A 20,494-nucleotide genomic window follows, 5' to 3' on the forward strand; every position below is an offset into this window, starting at 1 on the left:
TGGTTGCATTTTGGCATACGTACATGCAAAAGAATATCACAATGACAACAAATAATGATAACCGCTTAAATATGCTATGGGAAGGCTGCCTGCGTAATGACAGGAAACAACAAGAGATGCTGTATAAGCTATTGGCGCCAAAAATGCTTGCGGTTTGCATGCGCTATGCTAAGGATAAAGATGAGGCACAGGATATATTACAGGAAGGGTTTATAAAAATGTTTAAGAACATGCATAACTATCGTGGAGACGGAAGTTTAGAAGGCTGGATACGCCGCATAATGGTGCATGCCGCTATATCCCGCTACCGCAAAGCCAAGAACACAGTTTTAGTAGAAGACTTTGCCGATAGTAATATTAACGGCGGAACCAGCTATAATGCCAACAGCCTTGAAGTTAAGGAGCTGATGAAGTTGATACGTCAATTACCTGATACTTACCGCTCAGTATTTAATATGTATGCTATTGAGGGTTACTCACACCAGGAGATCGGTAATAGTTTGGGTATGTCCGAATTATTATCACGCACTACTTTGCACCGCGCGCGTACTATTCTCAAAAACAAAATATCGTCACTTACATCTATCAATACCCGCTGTTATGCATAAAAAAACCGGCACCTTATAAGAGATGCCGGTTTGCATATATTAATTATGCTTTTCTATTTGTGTTTGCTGCCCATATAAAATACCAGGTCGCCGCCATTCATGATCTCATCATGAGTGATAGATAATCCCTTTAAAGGCTTTCCGTTAAGTGTCATCTTCTGGATATAAACATTCTTCTCGGCCTGATTTTTTACAGTAATGTTAAATGTTTTTCCGTTACCTACCCGTATAACCGCGCTGTTAATAGCCGGGCTGCCAATAGCATAATTTGGCGAGGCCGGTGCAACCGGATAAAAGCCAAGCGTACTAAAAATATACCAGGCGCTCATTTGGCCGGTATCATCATTACCACCCAAACCATCAGGAGTCGGCTTGTACATGCGGTTAAGTATCATCCGGATGCGTTCCTGTGTTTTCCAGGGCTTGTCGGTCCAGTTGTACAGGTAAGCTACGTGGTGTGATGGCTCATTTCCATGCACATAGTTGCCGATGATACCATCGCGGGTAATATCCTCCGTTTCGGCAAAGTATTTATCGGGCAGGTTCATGGTAAATAAAGAGTCGAGGTAGCCTACAAATCGTTTATTACCGCCCATCAATTTAATTAAACCTTCGGGATCCTGTGGTGCAAAAAGCGTATAATTCCAGGCGTTGCCCTCAATAAATCCTTCGTTAATAGTACTTAACGGGTCAAATTTTTTGCGGAAGGTACCATCTGCCTTGCGCGGACGCATGAAGCCCGAAGCCGGATCGTAAACGTTCTTATAATTTTGCGAGCGTTTAATAAATTCGTCATAAATATCCATCCGGTTCAGCTTTTTAGCCATTTGGGCAATGGCCCAGTCGTCGTAAGCATATTCCAACGTGCTTGATACGGATATTCCGGTTTTCTCGTCAGGAATATAGCCATTATTCATATACTCACCTATGCCTTCGTAACTGCGGTGGCGGGCGGTAGTAACGGCCGCGTCAAGCGCCTTATTGGCATCAAACGGCGCGTTACCCTTTACAATGGCATCGGCTAAAACCGAAACACTGTGGTAACCGCTCATGCACCAGTTCTCGTTAGCGGAGTTGCTCCAAACCGGCAGCATGTGCTCCGGACTTTGATCAAAATGCTTTAACATGGATTGTATCATGTCGACATTTCTGTCAGGCTCAATAATATTGAACAAGGGGTGCAGTGCACGGTAAGTGTCCCAAAGTGAGAAAGTGGTGTAATTTGTAAATCCGTCTGCCTTGTGTACATTCTGGTCAAGGCCTTTGTACTGTCCGTCAACATCCATGTAAATGGTTGGGTTGATCATGGTATGATACATGGCAGTATAAAAGTCCTGTTTCTTTTCGGTACTGCCGGTAACCGTAATTTTCTCCAGTTCCTTTTCCCATTGCTGTTGCCCGGCGCTTTTTACCGCATCAAAATCCCAGCCCGGTACTTCGGCCTGCATGTTGGCTAAAGCACCATCCATACTCACTGGCGAAAGGGCAAATTTTATCTTGATCTTTTCTCCTTCATCGGTTTTAAAATCAAAATAAGCGCGTATTTGCTTGCCAGCTATTTCCGGGAAGTTTTTGCTTTGGTTGAATTTTCCCCAAAAGCCGCCATAAACCTCACGCTTGTCGTACTTTTTAAATCCATACTGGTTGAATTTTTTATTGAACGCCATAGCAAAATACAAGGTACGGGTGCGTGCCCATCCGTTTGTTTGGCGGTAACCTACCAGGGTGCTGTCGTTCAATATTTTAACATAGGTCCATACGTTTTTGTCAGGATAGTTGTAAATACCTGCCATAAGATCAAGAATGATATGCGCCTGGTCGGACTTAGGGAACGTATACTGATGGAAACCTACACGAGTGCTGGTGGTCATTTCGGCAATAATATTGCTGGCATCCAGTTTTACTTTATAATAATTGGCCTCGCTTACTTCGTTAGCATGCGAAAATGCCGAGCGGTATCCACTGCCCGGCTTATCGGCCACGCCGGGATTAAGCTTTAAAGGGCCAACCGTTGGCATAATTAAAAAATCGCCCAGGTCGGAGTGGCCGGTACCACTAAAGTGCGTGTGGCTAAAACCTACAATAGTTTTGTCATCATACTGGTAGCCTGCGCAGTATTTATACACATCAGGGTTGTAATGCCCGTTAAGTTCGTAACTTGCGGTATCCGTTTCGGGGCTTAATTGCACCATACCAAACGGAACGGTTGCGCCCGGATAGGTATGCCCCATGCGCTGGGTACCTATAATGGGTTTAACATATTGAACCAGATTTTCGTGCGGGGTAGTTTGTGCAGCGGCCTGTAAGCCGGTAAAAATTAAAACAGCAGCAAATACTTTCTTCATTATTCAGAGGAGATAGTTTGTACGATCAGTAATTAATTAACGAAAGCAAATATAAAATCATATATTGGTTAACCCTACTTAATTACAATTTAATGCTTTTTTATTGCCATTATGGCGTAATTGTTACGTTTTGTAACATCGGTATGGGTTTTGCAATCTAATTAGTAAATTCACATTAGCAATAATTAACAACATGAAAAAACTATTAACAGCGATATTAATAATAGCAAGTGCTATGTCATTAAGCTCATGCAGCTACAACGGTATGGTAAAGGCTGATGAAAATGTAAAAGGCAAATGGGGGCAGGTAGAAACCCAATATCAACGCAGAAGCGATCTGATACCTAATTTGGTTGCTACCGTAAAAGGAGAGGCGAACTTTGAAAAAAGTACACTTACTGAAGTAACCGAGGCCCGTGCCAAGGCTACCTCTATACAGGTTGACCCTACTAAACTTACGCCTGAAAGCATACAAAAATACCAGGCTGCACAAGGGCAGTTAAGCACTGCTTTGGGCAGATTGCTGGTAGCATCAGAAAATTATCCCAACCTTAAGGCAAACGAAGCTTTCAGGGGTTTACAGGTACAATTGGAAGGTACAGAGAACCGCATATCGGTAGCGCGTCGCGACTTTAACGAGGCTGTACAGGCTTATAACAGCAAAATACGCTCCTTCCCGGCAAACCTTACCGCTAAAATGTTCGGCTTTAAAGAAAAGGGATATTTTGCCGCTGAAGCAGGTGCAGATAAAGCACCTAAAGTGGAATTTTAATAAGAATTTACGAATGGGATAAAAGCCGTGCCGGATCTACCTGCGCGGCAACCCATTTTTAATATTATTACCAAATAATTAACCTTAACATGGCAGTATTTACCGACGAAGAACAACAAATTATACAGCAGGCTGTAATGGATGCCGAAAAAAACACATCGGGCGAAATACGGGTTTGCGTAGAAAAAACTTGTAACGAAGAGGTGCTTGACCGCGCCGCTAAATACTTTACACGCCTGGATATGCATAAAACTAAGCTGCGCAATGGCGTGCTTATTTATGTAGCCACTGTTGACCGTAAATTCGCCATTATTGGGGATGGCGGTATTAACAAAGTGGTTCCGGATAATTTTTGGGACGAAGCAAAAAACGATATGCTGAACCAATTTAAATATGGCAACCTGGTAGAGGGCATTGTGGAGGGCATAACAAAAGCAGGTACACAATTGAAAGCCTTTTTCCCTTACCAGGAAGATGATGAAAATGAACTGCCAAATGATATTGCCTTTATGGATGGCAAATAAACTATAAAGATGTTTAAAAAACTATTAGTATGCCTGGGCCTTATGCTCAGCATCGTAACCTTAACCTTTTCGCAGGACTTTCCTGAAAGACCCAACACACTTGTTGCTGATTTTACCAATACGCTTTCGCAAGGTGATAAACAACAACTGGAAAACAAACTGGTAGCCTTTGATGATTCCACCTCTACACAAATAGCTGTGGTTATTATCCGTTCGCTTGGCGATTACGATATTAATGATTACGGCACACAGCTTGGGCGTAAATGGGGTATTGGCCAAAAGGACAAGAACAACGGTATTTTGATACTGGTAGCGATGGACGATCGCAAGATGTCTATACAAACGGGTTATGGTGCCGAGGGAGCTTTGCCTGATGTGGTTACGCAGCAGATCATCCAGAATGATATGCGCCCTAATTTTAAGAACGGCGATTATTATGCCGGCCTTGACGCTGCCACAACGGACATTATAAAATACATGAAAGGCGAATATAAGGCGCCTAAAAAGAATAAAAAGCTTAACAAAAAAGATGGGGGTGCTGCAGGTATCATCATTATTATTATAGTAGTTGTACTTATTCTTATTTTCCGAAATGGCGGTGGTGGAGGTGGCGGCAGACGCATTATTGGCCGACGCGGCGGCGCAAGTCCGTTCTGGTGGTTTTTAGCAGGCAATATGCTTGGTAACAGCGGTCGGGGTAACGGCGGTTGGGGCGGTTTCTCCGGAGGTGGCGGAAGCGGCGGCTTTGGCGGCGGCGGTGGTGGTTTCGGCGGCTTTGGCGGCGGTAGCTTTGGCGGTGGCGGCTCAAGCGGTAGCTGGTAGTTACCAAAAAGCTAAAGAAATAGAAGTGTGTTGCTATAAAACAACCCTATACTGCATTTTCATTAATACATAATGACTGAACTTACCTGGAAGATACGTTCTTCCACTTATATACATAAAGGACCGTGGGCTACGCTACGCAGCGATAAGTGTGAAATGCCTGATGGGCGCATTGTTGAAGATTATTACGTGCTGGAATATCCTAACTGGGTAAACGCGGTAGCTTTAACTAATGAAAATAAAATTCTGATGGTGCGCCAGTATCGCCACGCGGCTGGTATTGTATCATTAGAGATACCAGGCGGCGTTATTGAAGATGGCGAAGAACCGGCTACAGCCTTACGGCGCGAACTGCTGGAAGAAACAGGATACGAATTTGGAGACCTTGAATTGTTAAGTACCGTTTACGCTAACCCATCCACAGCTAATAATAAAACTTTTTGCTATTTGGCCAAAGGGGGTAAAAAAGTGCAGGAACAAATGCTGGATGAACACGAACACCTTATTGTAGAGGAATATACCATTGCTGAGGTGAAGCAATTATTAGCCGATAATAAAATAGCCCAGGCATTGCATTGCACCGGTTTGTTTTACGCGCTGATGAAATTAGGCGAGCTACACTAACGTTATAATATTACCACGTTTCTTCGCCTTTGCTCATTTTCTCTTTTATTTCGGGGAATCTGCCGGCTTTATTGCCAAGCCGTTTAATGGCATCGTCTGTTATGGCCAAAGCTTCTTCTTTTTTACCCAACTTATATAGCAAATTAACGTAGGTAACTAAATACCAGTCCTTTTTTTCGGGCACGCCCACTTCCATGGTTTTTTTTGACCAGTTTAATGCCTGTTTCAGGCAGTTTTTATCATCCGTAAAAAGGAATATATCATTCGCATAACTGTTTATCTGGTCGGTGTGTTCAACATCGCCATATCGGCCCACAAAATCAGTAATCTGCGCGGTATACTTTTGCCAGTCTTTAGCATCGCGGTAATATTTTAGTTTGGATATAGCCAGAATCTCATCGGCCATATCCGGATATTGCGCATCAAGTTTTGCCTTAACATCATTCCAGTTTACATTTTTATTAAGGTCGCCGGTATAATAATACATCCCTCCTTTATTAACTTTAGCTCCATTTACACGTACCACAGGAAGCACCACCTCATCAAATGCAATATTTGCAATCAGTGCCCGACTACTGCCAAGCCCGTTCACTGCGTCAAATTCCTTGCTATGCTCCCGTACGACTTTAAAGCCCGGATCAGTTGACTTTGCTGTTGCCCTTGCTATAAACCTAAGATTATCTTTTGTCAACAGATCTTTTTGTGTTGCCAGGTAAACATTAATCACTTCAAGTACCTGGCTATTCCACATGCCCAGCGCGTTTATAAACGCTTTTAAAAACTCAGGCGAACGGTTACCATCCACATATTGCTTTTTAAGGGCTGCCAATTGTGTTTTAGGATCCAAAGCGGCCTTTGCTTCGTTTAAAAATGTATTGGCATCAGACCCACCGATAACTGTGTGCACCATAGAACCATCCGGAGTAAAGAAAAGATAAGTCGGATAGCCTTCTACCTTATATTCCTTCCCTATCTTCTTCACTTCTGCACGCCACCGTTTAGTATCGGCATCATCGTTCTTTGTTTCATCAAATTGCAGAGCTACGCTTATAAATTTATCATTAAAAAAATTTGCCACTTCGGGTTGCGGAAAAACATCATTGGCCATATCCTTACAGGGCACACACCAGGTAGTATAGCAATCAATAAAAATGTATTTGTTCTCCTGTTTAGCTTTTTGCTTTACCTGCGCCCAGGTTAAGTTATTTTGGAACTTAATTCCTTTATCCTGAGCGCCTGCTGTAAATAAAGTAAAACAGGTAAGTGTTATGGCAATGATAAATTTCATCGTGTATCAGACTTGTTATTGCACAAGCAATTTAATTAAGATGATTTAAATAACAAATTAAATTTGTTAAAAAATAACTTATACAGAATAATAAACCGTATCGAATAAAATTACAAGAGCCACAAAGAATAATATTTGTGGCTCTTGTAATTAGGTGCTTTATAGGTTTAAAACATGATCAGTATTTGTCCTTTTTCTACTTTATCACCGGGCTTTACTTTTATAGATTTAACGATAACATCCGCAGGAGATTTGATGATGTTTTCCATTTTCATGGCTTCCAATACCAATAAGTTTTCTCCTTTTTTTATTTCGGCGCCAGGTTCTGTAAATATTTTAAGCACCAGGCCGGGCATTGGCGCCTTAATTTCGCTGATGGTGGCTGCATTAAGATTGCTCAATCCCATTTTATCCAGCAGCAAATCAAACTGATCTTTAGCACTTACGGTGTAAACGGTGTTATTTACCTTTATTTCCGCTGTTTTAGTATCCTTATCAAAACTTACAACTTCGGCGGTATATGAGCCATTGTTATTGATGATATGATAAAGTAGCTCGTTCAACTGCTTTATATCAGCATTAACCACCTGATTATTTACCAATAAAGCATCCGCATTGCGGCTTACTTCAAAATCGTATTTTTTATTAACGTTTATTTTTAGCGTACTCATTTGGTAAATATATATTGAATTAAATTAGCGCCCATACGCAGGGCTTTAAGCCGGGTTTCCTGCGCGTCTCCGGCATAGGTGCCGTAATCTTCCCAACCATTACCCAGATCGCATTCGTAGGTATAAAAACAAACCAGCCTGCCTTTATATATCAGGCCGAAACCCTGCGCTCGTTTGCCATCATGCTCGTGTATCTTCGGTAAGCCGTTAGGAAAATTATATTTTTGGTGATAAATTGGGTGGTTAAGCGGTAGTTCCACAAAATCCAGCTCCGGGAAAACCTTTTTCATTTGCGGACGAATAAATTTGTCCAATCCATAATTATCATCAATATGCAAAAAACCGCCGCCCATTAAATATTTGCGCAGGTTAAGCGCTTCCTGATCGCTGAAGATCACGTTACCATGCCCCGTCATAAAAACAAAAGGATAATTGAATAATTCGGCGCTGCCAACATCAACCGTCTCCTCCTCGGGCTGAAAATTAGTTTTTAAATTATAGTTGCAAAACTTTATCAGATTAGGCAACGCCGTACGATCGCCGTACCAATCGCCGCCGCCATTGTATTTTAATCTGCCTATTTTGTAGGATGGTGCCGTAAAACTGCTTATGCCTAACAGCATTAAAAAGGCGACAAACATACAGGCAATTCTTTTCATAAGCGGTTTAAAAAATTCACCTCAAAACAGGCTACAAGCGCTGCCGTTTCGGTACGCAGGCGACTTTCACCTAAAGTTATGGGTTTATATTCGCTTTGCAAAGCTTCCTCAATTTCAGCAGGAGTAAAATCACCCTCGGGCCCTATTAAAATTAAATAACGGCTTTGCTTTTGTATAGATTGTGCCAATGCAGTTTTTTCGCCCTCATCACAATGAGCAATAAATTTTTGACCCGAAAAATCCTGCTTTAGTAATTTATTCAGCGATACTGGTTCATTCAAAAAGGGATGATAAGCTTTAATAGATTGTTTTATAGCCGCAGTAATTATTTTGTTAAGCCTGTCAAGCTTTACATCCTTACGTTCGGATCGCTGGCATATAATTGGGGTTATTTCATCAATGCCTATTTCGGTAGCTTTTTCTAAAAACCACTCCAGGCGCTCAATATTTTTGGTGGGCGCTACGGCGATGTGCAGGTAGTGGTTACGCTTGTTAAATTCAGCAGTAACCTCCATTATTTGCAATATGGTACGTTTAGGGTGAGCGTCGGTTATAACAGCCCGGTACAGGCCGCCCCTGCCGTCTACCAAAGTAACTTCATTACCAACGGTAAGCCTTAAAACGCGTATACAATGCTTGCTTTCTTCTTCGCTTAAAAAATATTGCGATAACGATGGATCAATATCCGGCGTATAAAAAAGCTGCATAGGCGTTCAGGGTTAGTCGGACTCTTCAGTCTCATCCTCGGTTTCCAGCAATTCCAGTTTTACCGATTCAATGTTCTGATCGGATTTTTTGAGGACAGTGATATTATATCCGTTGGCCTCCTTTTGCTCGCCCACATCAGGTATTTTACCAAATATATCCCCCATCCAGCCGGATACAGTATCAAAATCGCCATCCTCTGGCAAATCATGCGGGAGATGTTCGTTTACATCGTAAATAGGTGCAAGAGCGTTTACAATAAACTCCCGGTCATTTATACGTTCCACTATAGGTTTTTCCTCATCAAACTCATCTTGTATCTCCCCTACCAGTTCTTCTACGATGTCTTCCAATGTAACCATGCCTGCGGTACCGCCAAACTCGTCTGATACGATGGCGATTTGTATACGCTTAAGCTGCAACTCGGCCATCAGATCATTGATCTTTTTAGTTTCAGGAACAAAATACGGCTTACGCATAATATTACGCAGTACCACTTCCTCGTTATGTACAAGTAAAGGCAACACATCCTTGGCATGTACTATGCCTATTATTTTATCTATAACATCATCGTACACAGGCATGCGCGAGTAGCCTTCAGTTATTAATATCTCTAATAATTCCTCTTTTGTGGTCTCTACTTCTATACCGGAAATTTTTGTGCGGGGCACCATGATATTTTTTACCACACGCTCGTTAAAATCAAACACGTTCTGTATCAGTTCATGTTCGTTAAGATCAAGCGCGCCACTTTGCCTGCCTTGCTCCAGCAGGAACTGTAATTCTTCAGAACTATGGTGTGTTTCACCCCCTGCCAATGTGTTTATACCCAGCAGCCTTAAAATAAAATTGGCAAAACCATTAAGCAACCATATGAATGGCCTGAACACCACAAAGAAAAATCTTAGGGGCAATGATACGGCCATAACCGTACGTGCCGATTTTTGTATAGCTAATGATTTAGGGGCCAGTTCACCAAATACAATATGTAAAATAGTGATGGACGAGAAAGCCAATACGTGACTTGCGGTAATAAACCCCGGAGTAAGATTAATACCTAAGGCCATAAAAAGCTTAAGCATAATATTGGTGAGCACCTCTTCGCCCACCACACCCAATCCAAGGGATGCTATGGTAATTCCTAATTGTGTTGCGGCAAGGTAACCATCTAAATTTTGTAATATAACCCTGGCAACTTTAGCAACCCCGCTACCTGCTTTTGCTTTTATTTCTATTTGTGAGCCACGCACCCTTACCATAGCAAACTCAGCAGCTACAAAAAAACCATTGAGTAAAACCAAAAATATGGTCAGGAATATAAAAAAGATGTTTATTTCGACAGGTCCGGGGTCCATTAATTTTTATTTATGATTCGGGAAAGTTGACTTATAAAGTTCCAAACTTTCGGTGATTACTTTGTGTGCATACCTAACGCCAAGCAGATGTTCAATAGTCACATTTTTGCCTTCCAGCTTTTTATAATCTTTAAAAAAGCGTACAATTTCTGTCATTGCGTGTGGTGGTAATTCATTAAGATCGTTAATATAATTTACCGACATATCGTTTTTGGCTACCGCTATTATTTTGTCGTCCTGCTCACCATTATCAACCATGTGCATTACACCAACAACCTTTGCCTCGATAATAGACATAGGAAATACATCAATAGAACAAAGCACTAAAATGTCAAGAGGGTCATGATCGTCGCAATAGGTTTGCGGTATAAAACCATAGTTAGCCGGGTACATTACTGATGAGAACAAAACACGATCGAGTTTTAATAAACCCGAATTTTTATCAATTTCATATTTAGCCTTTGATCCTTTTGGTATTTCTATAATTGCATTTACTATTTCCGGTATATCTACTCCAGGAGAAACCTCGTGCCAGGGGTGTTGTGTGCTCATTTATGTTTATATGTATTTATTTACTTTCTTTTCGCTTTGTAATTCTTTTTCTAAAATAGGCTGCAATTAACGGAATGGTTGTAACAATTATCAGTCCAAGTACTATGTATTGCAGATAATCTTTCAATTGCGGAAAGCGTCTGCCCAAAAAATAACCCGCTAAAGTTAAAGTACTTACCCATGCAACACTACCTACAATATTGTATAATGTAAACTTTTTTATATCAACTTTAACAATTCCTGCAAATATAGGAGCAAATGTTCTAACTATCGGGAAAAATCTGCCTAAAATCAAAGCCATACCTCCGTATTTGGCGTAAAACTCTTCGGCTACTACAATATATCTCTTTTTAAAAAAGAAAGAATCGTTTCTTTTAAATAATACAGGTCCTGTGCGGTAGCCAAACCAATACCCTGCATAGTTACCCAATATACCTGCTGCTGTTATGGAAAGTACGAGCGTATAAATAGGTACATCTATTAATCCTGCGGCGCTTAACAGCCCTGTCAGGAACAATAAATAATCGCCGGGTAAAAAAAAACCGAAGAATAAACCAGTTTCAGCAAATACGACAATAAGTAACAGATAAAAGCCACCACTGCTTATGATAGCTTGCGCGTCTGTTAAGTTTTGAAGGTATTCCCAAAAATGTTCCATTAACTATATCCGTAAAACTACAAATATTAAATTAAATTGCAGTTAACGGGTATTATTAAATAAGTCCGGAGATAAAGGATGGATATATGCCAATAATAATGGTTGCCAGTGCCGAAAAACCTAATACAAATTTATAATAGGCTGGTACAATTACCACCGCACGTTCCTCATCGCGGAAATACATGGCTATAATTACCCTGAAATAATAGAATATGCTGATGATGGCATTCACCACTGCAATTATAACCAGCCATACTTTGTATTGAGACAGTGCCCCCGAAAACATATAGAATTTACCAATAAAACCGGCAGTTAATGGTATGCCCGCTAACGACAACATACTTATGGTAATTACAAATGCCAGGAACGGATTGCTTTTCGCTAATCCGTTAAAGCCCTCAAAATTATCGCTTCCAGTTTGTTGGCGTACCAGTATTAAAGCGCCAAAGGCTATAATAGAGGCAATGGAATATGCTGTTGCGTATACAAAAACCGAATTAGCTGACGCAGCGCCTAATGCCACGATAGCAAAAAGCAAGTATCCTGCATGTGATATACTGGAGAATGCCAGCATGCGTTTAAAGTTTTGCTGATATAATGCCGTTATATTACCTATAAACAAAGTTAGCACTGTAACGGCTAATAATACAGGAGTCCAAAAATCGGCGATAGTGATAAAGCAAGCCGAAAACAACCGCAGAAATGCCGCGAACCCAGCGGTTTTTACCACTGTTGACATAAAAGCCGTTATCAATGATGGCGCTCCCTCATAAACATCCGGCGTCCAGAAATGAAAGGGGGCCGCCCCTACCTTAAAGCACAAGCCTACAATGATAAGTAATACGCCTATATAAAAGATAGGGTCAATATTGCGCGGATAGGTCACTACAAAATCACGTATAGCATCCAGATCAAAAGATCCGGCTGAACCATAGATAAGGGTGATACCAAACAATAAAAAGCCTGTTGAAAAAGCGCCCATTAAAAAATACTTCAGCGCGGCTTCATTAGATGCAAAATCATTTTTACGAATGCCCGCCAAGATGTATAAACTAACCGACATGATCTCGATACCGATGAACAACATGGTTAAGTTATGGTACGACACCATTACAATAATACCCGCTAAAGAGAATAATATAATGGCATAATACTCCGCAACATGCTTACTTATCTTTTCGAAATATCCTTTTGATAGCAGCAGTATAAGCATAGTAGATATGATACTTACTACAGAAAAAGCTACAGAGAAGTTATTGAACAGCATCATGCCATGATAAATTGGCTGAGCATTACTGTTCCACTGCATTACCGCTGTTACTAAAGCCGCCAGCAAACCAATAAGTGTTACCGGCAGTAAGGCTTTTTGTGCTTTATATAAACCCAGGTACAAAAGCACTATGGGTAAAACAGATATAATTATTAATGTAGTCATGTTTATATATAAATCCTAAAAGCTAAACTTTAAATCCTAAACTTTAAATCCTAAACTCTAAAAACTAAATCCTAAATACTGAAATTATATATCTATGATTTATTTACTTTCATTTTTTCGATGATGGCACCAAATATTCTAGTTAACTCCGTTGCTTCCTGAAGCAAATTCATACGAGCATTTTCAATCCCTTCATCAACATCAATAAGTTTAAGCCATAACTGACTTTCCTTACTCTCTTTTCTGCAAATTTTTATCCTATGCGTATAATCATTCTGCTAAAACTTTCATTGGCCTCAATCAGATTAGCCGCAACCGAGCCGGATGAACGAATTAGCTGTTTATAGTATTCTATGTTATGTATCGATCTTTCTATCTTTTTTAAAAACTCTTTTATATTATTAGCAAAATCAAAAGTTCTTTCCTCTAAATGAAACTTTCTGGCCATTTTGCTATCTGCATCCATTCCGTTATTAATTTTGGATTTAGTTTTTAGTATTTAGAGTTTCAATATCAGAATTTACTATTTGCAAAATTTTGATTTACTGAACGTACCAGTTTAACTACTGATGCTTCTGATATATGTAAAATTGCCTGCGGATAAACACCTATCCCAATTATAAGCACGCATATAATTCCCAGCACCAGTTTCTCTGATGCGGTTATATCAGCAAATATGGCGGTTAACTGGTTGGTTTCTCCCTGCATCACATTTTTATACATGCGCAGCATATAAACCGCTCCAAAAATAATGGTTAAACCAGCCACAGCGGCAAACCATATATTGTAACTAAACACCCCTTTTAATAATAAAAACTCACCCACAAATCCGTTAGTAAGCGGCAGGGCAACAGTACCTAATACAATAATTAAAAACGCTATAGAAAAATTAGGAGCCACTTTGGCAATACCACCAAGCTGACTTATCTCACGGGTGTTTAAGCGCCTGCTGATAATGTCCCATATAAAAAACATACCCACCACGTTTATACCGTGGCTAAGCATCTGTATCATGGCGCCCTGTACTCCCTGGACCGACCAGGCAAATATACCTGCCGATATCAGGCCGACGTGCGCTATGGATGAATAGGCCACCAAACGTTTGCCATCTTTTTGATTGAACGCGATAAGCGAGGCATAAATAATACCTATTGTAGATAGAATTATAGCCAGGTTTTGCCATTGCAAAAAGCCCAGCGGAGCATTTGGTATTAGCCAGCGTATAACGCCATATATCCCCATTTTTAGCATAATACCCGATAGCAACATGGTACCTGCGGCAGGTGCCTCGGTATAGGTATCGGGTTGCCAGGTGTGGAAAGGGAAAAGCGGCATTTTTATAGCAAAGGCTAAAAAGAACGCCCAAAACACCCACGACTGATGCGCGGCATCTAATCCTGCATTATAAAACTCATGCAGATCATATAGTTTACCCGGAGTTTGCAGGTACAGATAGATGATACCTACAAGCATAAATAACGAGCCTGCGAATGTATAGATAAAGAATTTTATGGTAACACGTATACGATTTTGTCCGCCCCATAACGCGCAAATAAAATAGATGGGTATTAAAGCGGCTTCCCAACCTACATAAAATAAAAAGCCATCAAGCGCGGTAAATACCGTTAACAAACCCGCCTGCATAAACAGGATAAGTGCATAAAACGCTCGGGCGTTTTTATAGGTATGCTGATAAGTGGATAGTATAATAAGCGGAACCAAAATAGTGGTAAGCAATACCATTACCATACTTATACCATCGATGCCGGCGTTAAAATATATACCAAAATCCTGAATCCAGGGCAGATCGATAACATATTGGAAAGATGCATCGGGTACAAAACCTGAAAGGAAATAAAGCGCGATACCTAATTCCGCCACAGCGAAAAATAGCGCCGCATGCTTAGCTGTTTCATTCTTAAACAACAGCACTAAAAGGGCTGCCAAAATCGGTAAAAAAAGTAAAATACTAACCGTCATTTTATCTGATAAAAACGCTATCGTTTTATATTTTAAATATGCTGTACACTAATATGGCGATAATACCTATCACCATCATGAATATGTAAAAGCCCACGTTCCCTGTTTGCAGTAAACGCAAACCTTTGCTGGTTTCAATTGATCCTTTACCCAATCCGTTCACAAAACCATCAATGCCTGATAGTTCTATAACGCGGTAGAAAAATACCGATACAGCATCCAGCGGTTTGCGTATCAGCGTATCATATATTTCATCCACATAAAACTTGTGGTAGGATAGCTTTACCAGCTCCGGGCGTTCTTCGCCATCAGCTACTGGTACATGGTTATTTTTTACGTATTTAACATAGGCGTATATCAATGCTATTACCGCAAGCCCTACTGATATGCCCATTAACAGCCACTCCGTACTTGCCGCAGGATGATGTTCTAATAATAACTTGTTCGAACCTTCAAAAACGGGCGCTAAAAAATGCTCAAGTTCATGATGGCCTCCCATTAGCTCAGGTATACCTATAAAACCACCTATGGTTGACAGGATGGCTAACACAATAAGCGGGATGGTCATACTGGCAGGTGATTCATGTACATGATGTTCTTGTTCATGCGTTCCGCGGAATTTACCCCAAAAAGTAAGGTACATCATCCGGAACATATAAAAAGATGTTAACCCGGCTGTAATAACACCTATTACATAAAAGCTGGTGCTGATCTCGAAGGTATGTGCCAATATCTCGTCCTTAGAAAAGAAACCGGCAAACGGCGGAATGCCTGATATAGCCAGCGTACCAATGAGCATCGTCCAGAAGGTGATCTTGATCTTTCCTTTAAGGCCGCCCATTTTACGCATATCCTGCTCGCCACCCATAGCATGTATTACCGAACCTGCTCCAAGGAATAATAACGCTTTGAAGAAGGCATGGGTTAATACGTGGAAAAACGCACCTGTAAAGGCACCCATACCTAAACCCAAAAACATATACCCTAACTGCGATACGGTGGAGTAAGCCAATACCTTTTTTATATCCGTTTGTGATATGGCGATCAGGGCAGCAAAGGCAGCAGTAGCTAAACCTACAATAGCCACTACATGCATAGTAGTTGGCGCCAGTACAAATAAAATATTGGAACGTGCTATCATGTAAACACCTGCGGTAACCATTGTTGCCGCGTGTATAAGCGCTGAAACTGGCGTAGGACCCGCCATTGCATCGGGCAGCCAGGTAAATAAAGGCAACTGTGCCGATTTACCTACTGCACCTACAAACAATAAAAGAGTGATAAGCGTGAACGGCACTCCAGCAGCGCTTGCTGCTTTAGGAAAAATATCTGCAAAGGCAACGCTGTTAAAGCTGCTTGCCAATAAAAATATACCTAATAAAAAGCCAAGGTCACCAATACGATTCATGATGAAAGCCTTTTTGGCCGCATCGGCATAGCTTGGGTTGGTATACCAAAAGCCTATTAACAGGTAAGAGCATAAACCTACACCCTCCCAGCCAATAAACATAATAACGTAGTTTGAACCCATTACCAGCAGCAGCATAAAAAACACAAACAGATTTAAATAAGCGAAAAACTTACCAAAACCTTTATCATCGTGCATATAGCCTATGGAGTATAAATGGATAAGAAAACCAACGCCTGTAATGATGAGCAGCATGATGGAACTCAACTGATCTATCAGGAAGGAGAATGATATATTGAATGAACCAACACTTATCCAATTGAACAGGGTAACGTCTATTGAGGCACCTGTTGATCTGATCTGAAAGAAGGTGGCAAGGCTTATGCCAAATGCTGCTAATACCAGTAAACTGCCAATAGCACCTATAATATTTTTTGACAGTGAATTACGCCCAAGTCCGTTAATAACAAAACCGGCTAAGGGTAATACAGGAATAAGCCAAATGTAATTATCCATTTATATATCTAATATTTAAAGCTCTACCATTGCAAAGGATAGAAGTTTATTATTTTATTCGTTACGAATGATCATCTCAACCGGATAATCGAGTTTACCATTTCAACCTGTTCAGTACGTTAATATCTATTGAGTTGGTGTTACGGTATATCATTACAATGATGGCCAAACCCACAGCAACCTCCGCCGCGGCAAGTGCCATAATAAAAAAAACGAACACCTGGCCCGAAGCGTCTCCCCGATAAACCGAAAAAGCGGTTAGCAAAAGGTTTACCGAGTTAAGCATCAGCTCAACCGACATAAATATAACTATAGCATTACGGCGCAGTAAAACGCCCATTACCCCTATAGAAAAAATAATGGTGCTTAATAAAATGTAATGATTAAGCGGTACTGCTTGTATAGTATTGGTTAAACTTCCCATCAGATGGTTGCTTTAGTATCTTTTGTAGCCAGTAAAACAGCCCCTACCATTGCCGATAACAGCAATACGGAAGAAACCTCAAACGGCAGTAAAAACTCATTGAATAAAACTTTCCCCAGATTTTTAACCAGGCCCAGATCAGGGTTTTTAAGTACTACAGGCTGCGAAGTGCCTAACGATTTAAGCGACGCCACCAGTACAACCATTAATATGCCTGCTCCAAAAACAGCGGCCAGCTTTACCATAAAAGGTTTTACCGGTTCCGATTCTTTGTTCAGGTTGATGAGCATCAGCGTGTATAAAAACAACACCAATATTGCCCCCATATAAACTATAAAGTTTACAATGGCCAAAAACTGGGCATTCATTAATATATAGTGAATGGTAAAAGTAAAAAAGGTGAGTATAAGATATAATATACTATGCACCGGGTTTTTTGCAGAAATAACCAGTATAGAGAAGAAAATAGATAAAAACGCGATGAAGTAAAATGTACTCATGTTAATATTTTACAAAATACTTTTGCCAAAAGAGTTGGGCAAAGGTATAAAACTTCTGTTATTGATTTAAAGGTGCTTCTACTAATTTATCTTTCCCGTAAATAAAATCTTTTCGCAGGTAGTCCGAAGGAATAATATCACCATCAAGGTAAATAGCTTCTTTAGGGCAAGCCTCTTCACACAGGCCGCAAAATATGCAGCGCAGCATGTTTATTTCATATACAGCGGCGTACTTTTCTTCGCGATATAAATTCTCTTCGCCTTTTTGGCGTTCACCGGCGGTCATAGTAATGGCCTCTGCCGGGCATGATAAGGCGCACAATCCGCATGCCGTGCAACGCTCGCGCCCTTCTTCGTCGCGTTTTAGCGAATGCATCCCCCTGAAATTTTCAGAAAATTCTCTTTTTTCTTCGGGATATTTTATAGTTACCGGCTTTTTGAAAAAATGCTTCAGGGTAATTGACAGCCCCTTTACAATTGCCGGCAAGTAAGCCCGCTCCCAAAAATTGAGCGGTTTTACTTCTAATTGTTTACGTTTATTACTTAACGATTCCATTTAAACTTTGATCCTCTCTATTTTAATAAAGTAATAACAATTCCCGTCAATACAATATTAGCTATAGCCAGCGGTATCAACACTTTCCAGCCCAGATCCATCAACTGATCGTAGCGGAAACGCGGGATGGTCCAGCGTACCCACATAAAAAAGAAGATGAATGCGAATATTTTCATGAATAATACAAAAGTGCCAAACAACGGACCCCATACCGGGCCTAAAAGGTTACCCATAAAATCCATACCCGGATAGTTATAGCCGCCCCAGTACAGGGTAGCCATTACTGCCGATGAAATGAACATGTTAATATATTCGGCAAATAAGTAAAAGCCTAATTTCATGGACGAATACTCGGTATGGTAACCACCTACCAGTTCGGTTTCGCATTCAGGTAGATCAAACGGGGTACGGTTAGTTTCGGCAAAAGCACAAACTATAAATAATAAAAAGCCTAACGGCTGATATAATACATTCCAATGCCAGCCGTGTTGTTGCTGGGCAATTTCGCCTAAGCTTAACGTACCGGTAACCATTAAAAGGGCAATGATAGATAGCCCCATGGATATTTCGTAACTGATGTTTTGTGAAGCAGCACGTATGGCGCCCAATAATGAGTATTTATTGTTAGATGCCCAACCGCCTATCATTACACCGTAAACGCCAAGAGATACCACGCCAAATATGTATAATATGCCCACATTAATATCGGTAACCTGCAGCGGAATTACACGGTCACCTATGGTTACGCTTTGCCCCCATGGAATAACCGCCGAGCCGATACAGGCCGTCATAATAGCTAAAGACGGACCTACAATAAACAAAAAGCCGGTTGCATTAGCCGGAATGATCTCTTCTTTCAGGAACATTTTAGCACCATCGGCCATCGGCTGCAAAATACCAAACGGGCCTGCACGGTTAGGCCCAACCCTGTCCTGAAAAAATGCCGCTATCTTACGCTCGGCATAGGTAGAGTACATGGCTATAACCAGGCTTATTAAAAAGATGACTATAATCAGTCCGAATTTTATGGCAATATCTGCTAATTCCATTACAGGCGTGTCTCCCTTTCAAATTGTTCTTTATTTGCTTCAATTAATACCGGATTGGTTTTTACTACCGGCGGTGGTTTAAGCTGACCATAATGATTTGAGCTGATAACCGATTTATGCGATACCTTACGCGGGCCTTCAATTACCCAGTCGCTGGTTTTCTTTTTATCAAAACGGCAGGTATTACATATAAATTCTTCTGCCTCTCCGTATTCATCTTTACGGGCGGTTACGCGTAACACATCTTCGCCTTTATACCAAAGGGTAACTTTACCACAGCATTTATCGCAATCGCGATGTGCCTCAACCGGTTTGGTGAACCAAACACGATTTTTAAAACGGAAAGTTTTATCGGTTAATGCACCAACAGGGCAAACGTCAATTACGTTGCCGCTAAAATCGTTATCAACAGCTTTAGTAATGTAGGTTGAAATTTCGGAATGATCACCGCGGTTTAATATACCATGTATACGATGATCCGTTATCTGATCGGCAACGTACACGCAACGATAGCATAATATACAGCGTGTCATGTGCAACTGTATCTTATCGCCAATATCTATTTTTTCAAAAGTACGGCGGTCAAACTCGTAACGTGTTTTGGCAGCACCATGCTCATAACCCAGATCCTGCAGATGGCATTCACCGGCCTGGTCGCAAACCGGGCAATCCAGCGGGTGGTTTATCAGCAACATCTCTACCACACCCCTGCGGGCTTCAATAACTTCCGGCGAAGTAATATTCTGTACTTCCATCCCGTCCATTACTGTTGTACGACAACTTGCCACCAATTTTGGCATCGGACGCGGGTCTTTTTCAGATCCCTTGCTTACCTTAACCAAACAGGTACGGCACTTACCGCCGCTACCCTGTAACTTGGAGTAATAGCACATAGCAGGCGGAACTATATCGCCACCTATCAGCCTTGCGGCATTAAGGATAGTAGTTCCCGGTTCTACTTCAATAGGAAATCCGTCTATAGTAACTTTCATTAAGTCAAAATTAAAAAATCAAAAGTCAAAACCTATCTAAAGGTGATAACC

At 40.9% G+C, this 20,494-nt stretch carries 23 protein-coding genes; 5 read left to right on the top strand and 18 right to left on the bottom strand.

The genetic code is table 11. The features are described 5' to 3' along the window. Nucleotides 1–41: 41 nt before the first annotated feature. Nucleotides 42–608, top strand: a complete 567-nt coding sequence (locus I5M19_RS10855; RefSeq protein WP_200066354.1) for an RNA polymerase sigma factor — start codon at nt 42–44, stop codon at nt 606–608. A gap of 53 nt (nt 609–661) precedes the next feature. Here I5M19_RS10855 and I5M19_RS10860 read toward each other — a convergent pair whose 3' ends face one another. Continuing rightward, nucleotides 662–2,953, bottom strand: a complete 2,292-nt coding sequence (locus I5M19_RS10860; protein ID WP_200066355.1) for a GH92 family glycosyl hydrolase — start codon at nt 2,951–2,953, stop codon at nt 662–664. A 193-nt stretch (nt 2,954–3,146) separates the two neighbouring features. Here I5M19_RS10860 and I5M19_RS10865 point away from each other — a divergent pair, with 193 nt between their 5' ends. The 4 genes from I5M19_RS10865 (at nt 3,147) to I5M19_RS10880 (ending at nt 5,695) form a co-directional block, all read left to right on the top strand. Continuing rightward, nucleotides 3,147–3,725, top strand: coding sequence for a LemA family protein (locus I5M19_RS10865; RefSeq protein WP_200066356.1), 579 nt, complete (start codon nt 3,147–3,149; stop codon nt 3,723–3,725). An 89-nt stretch (nt 3,726–3,814) separates the two neighbouring features. Next, complete coding sequence (locus I5M19_RS10870; protein WP_200066357.1) at nt 3,815–4,249, top strand: TPM domain-containing protein; 435 nt, start codon at nt 3,815–3,817, stop codon at nt 4,247–4,249. A gap of 9 nt (nt 4,250–4,258) precedes the next feature. Continuing rightward, nucleotides 4,259–5,071 carry a TPM domain-containing protein gene (locus I5M19_RS10875; protein WP_200066358.1) on the top strand — a complete coding sequence of 271 codons (813 nt, stop codon included), beginning with the start codon at nt 4,259–4,261 and terminating at the stop codon, nt 5,069–5,071. Between the two features lie 72 nt (nt 5,072–5,143). Next, entirely contained in the window at nt 5,144–5,695 is a 552-nt protein-coding gene (locus I5M19_RS10880) for an NUDIX hydrolase (protein ID WP_200066359.1), read from the top strand. A 10-nt stretch (nt 5,696–5,705) separates the two neighbouring features. On the opposite strand, the gene I5M19_RS10885 is transcribed toward I5M19_RS10880, so the two are convergent. The 17 genes from I5M19_RS10885 to I5M19_RS10965 form a co-directional block, all read right to left on the bottom strand. Next, nucleotides 5,706–6,983, bottom strand: coding sequence for a thioredoxin family protein (locus I5M19_RS10885; RefSeq protein WP_200066360.1), 1,278 nt, complete (start codon nt 6,981–6,983; stop codon nt 5,706–5,708). Nucleotides 6,984–7,150: 167 nt separating this feature from the next. After that, nucleotides 7,151–7,654, bottom strand: coding sequence for an acetyl-CoA carboxylase biotin carboxyl carrier protein subunit (locus tag I5M19_RS10890; protein WP_200066361.1), 504 nt, complete (start codon nt 7,652–7,654; stop codon nt 7,151–7,153). Further along, on the bottom strand, nt 7,651–8,313 hold the full coding sequence (locus I5M19_RS10895; protein ID WP_200066362.1) for a DUF4159 domain-containing protein: 663 nt from the start codon (nt 8,311–8,313) through the stop codon (nt 7,651–7,653). The genes I5M19_RS10890 and I5M19_RS10895 overlap by 4 nt, the downstream gene beginning before the upstream one ends. Then, nucleotides 8,310–9,020, bottom strand: coding sequence for a 16S rRNA (uracil(1498)-N(3))-methyltransferase (locus I5M19_RS10900; protein WP_200066363.1), 711 nt, complete (start codon nt 9,018–9,020; stop codon nt 8,310–8,312). Before I5M19_RS10900 ends, I5M19_RS10895 begins: the two co-directional genes overlap by 4 nt. A 12-nt stretch (nt 9,021–9,032) precedes the next feature. Continuing rightward, nucleotides 9,033–10,373: a hemolysin family protein gene (locus I5M19_RS10905; protein WP_200066364.1), complete on the bottom strand. Its 1,341-nt coding sequence runs from the start codon at nt 10,371–10,373 to the stop codon at nt 9,033–9,035. Between the two features lie 6 nt (nt 10,374–10,379). Continuing rightward, nucleotides 10,380–10,925 (bottom strand): inorganic diphosphatase, encoded by a 546-nt coding sequence (locus I5M19_RS10910; protein ID WP_200066365.1) that lies wholly within the window; start codon nt 10,923–10,925, stop codon nt 10,380–10,382. Nucleotides 10,926–10,941: 16 nt separating this feature from the next. Next, nucleotides 10,942–11,583: a DedA family protein gene (locus I5M19_RS10915; RefSeq protein ID WP_200066366.1), complete on the bottom strand. Its 642-nt coding sequence runs from the start codon at nt 11,581–11,583 to the stop codon at nt 10,942–10,944. Nucleotides 11,584–11,638: 55 nt separating this feature from the next. Beyond that, entirely contained in the window at nt 11,639–13,018 is a 1,380-nt protein-coding gene (locus tag I5M19_RS10920; protein ID WP_200066367.1) for an NADH-quinone oxidoreductase subunit N, read from the bottom strand. Nucleotides 13,019–13,110: 92 nt separating this feature from the next. Further along, nucleotides 13,111–13,275: a hypothetical protein gene (locus tag I5M19_RS18840; protein WP_200066920.1), complete on the bottom strand. Its 165-nt coding sequence runs from the start codon at nt 13,273–13,275 to the stop codon at nt 13,111–13,113. Then, entirely contained in the window at nt 13,272–13,484 is a 213-nt protein-coding gene (locus I5M19_RS10930) for a four helix bundle protein (RefSeq protein ID WP_200066368.1), read from the bottom strand. Before I5M19_RS10930 ends, I5M19_RS18840 begins: the two co-directional genes overlap by 4 nt. 47 nt (nt 13,485–13,531) lie before the next feature. Continuing rightward, nucleotides 13,532–14,998, bottom strand: a complete 1,467-nt coding sequence (locus I5M19_RS10935; RefSeq protein ID WP_200066369.1) for a complex I subunit 4 family protein — start codon at nt 14,996–14,998, stop codon at nt 13,532–13,534. 25 nt (nt 14,999–15,023) lie between these two features. Beyond that, nucleotides 15,024–16,922: an NADH-quinone oxidoreductase subunit L gene (gene nuoL / locus I5M19_RS10940; RefSeq protein WP_200066370.1), complete on the bottom strand. Its 1,899-nt coding sequence runs from the start codon at nt 16,920–16,922 to the stop codon at nt 15,024–15,026. A 94-nt stretch (nt 16,923–17,016) separates the two neighbouring features. Then, nucleotides 17,017–17,346, bottom strand: coding sequence for an NADH-quinone oxidoreductase subunit NuoK (nuoK, locus tag I5M19_RS10945; protein WP_200066371.1), 330 nt, complete (start codon nt 17,344–17,346; stop codon nt 17,017–17,019). After that, a complete protein-coding gene (locus I5M19_RS10950; protein ID WP_200066372.1) occupies nt 17,346–17,846 on the bottom strand; it encodes an NADH-quinone oxidoreductase subunit J family protein in 501 nt (166 codons plus the stop codon). The genes nuoK and I5M19_RS10950 overlap by 1 nt, the downstream gene beginning before the upstream one ends. Before the next feature lie 58 nt (nt 17,847–17,904). Continuing rightward, a complete protein-coding gene (locus tag I5M19_RS10955) occupies nt 17,905–18,402 on the bottom strand; it encodes a NuoI/complex I 23 kDa subunit family protein (protein WP_200066373.1) in 498 nt (165 codons plus the stop codon). A gap of 17 nt (nt 18,403–18,419) precedes the next feature. Continuing rightward, nucleotides 18,420–19,451, bottom strand: a complete 1,032-nt coding sequence (nuoH, locus tag I5M19_RS10960) for an NADH-quinone oxidoreductase subunit NuoH (RefSeq protein WP_200066374.1) — start codon at nt 19,449–19,451, stop codon at nt 18,420–18,422. Continuing rightward, nucleotides 19,451–20,443, bottom strand: a complete 993-nt coding sequence (locus tag I5M19_RS10965) for a 2Fe-2S iron-sulfur cluster-binding protein (RefSeq protein WP_200066375.1) — start codon at nt 20,441–20,443, stop codon at nt 19,451–19,453. Before I5M19_RS10965 ends, nuoH begins: the two co-directional genes overlap by 1 nt. Nucleotides 20,444–20,494 lie beyond the last annotated feature (51 nt).

The organism is Mucilaginibacter segetis (assembly GCF_016522075.1).
GTDB classification, from domain to species: Bacteria; Bacteroidota; Bacteroidia; order Sphingobacteriales; family Sphingobacteriaceae; genus Mucilaginibacter; species Mucilaginibacter segetis.